General features: G+C 31.4%; 1 protein-coding gene. It reads right to left on the bottom strand.

Features of this window, described 5'->3' with window-relative positions:
- Positions 1 to 333: 333 nt before the first annotated feature.
- A partial coding sequence (locus ACEWB7_RS18045; RefSeq protein ID WP_165570971.1) for a helix-turn-helix domain-containing protein occupies positions 334 to 423 on the bottom strand: 90 nt, incomplete at its 5' end.

Below are 423 nucleotides of genomic sequence, written 5' to 3'. Positions count from 1 at the left end.
TTGCTAAAATACTCTTTTAAAATATAAAAAACTAAGCGTGTGTAGCACTGGGTATAGGTGTTCTTTGGGCTTAGTTATTAGCGTTATTTAAACAAGTATAAGTCAATTTTTACCTAATGGATTTGCTTTTCAAATAGTTCCAATTTCTTTAATGCTTGCCCTTTTTTATGATCATTATTAATCTTTACAACTAGAGCTAAAATAAAAACCATCACTATAAAAACAAGGAAAATCAAATGCTTTTTCATCATTAATCCCTTCTTTTGATCTTTAAGAATGCCTTGCTCCTTTCTAAATAGATATGACATAAGGGAAGCACTGATACAAGCCTTTTTAAATGACTTTAGCAACTCGATAAACAGTTGCAACTCCACAATTCACTGCTTTGGCAATTTCTTCCTTAGTCATATTGCCAGCTGCTAG

It is taken from the genome of Acinetobacter sp. NIOH-H-8, assembly GCF_046635365.1.
Taxonomy (GTDB): domain Bacteria; phylum Pseudomonadota; class Gammaproteobacteria; order Pseudomonadales; family Moraxellaceae; genus Acinetobacter.
This window is presented reverse-complemented; position numbering and strand designations above follow the sequence as displayed.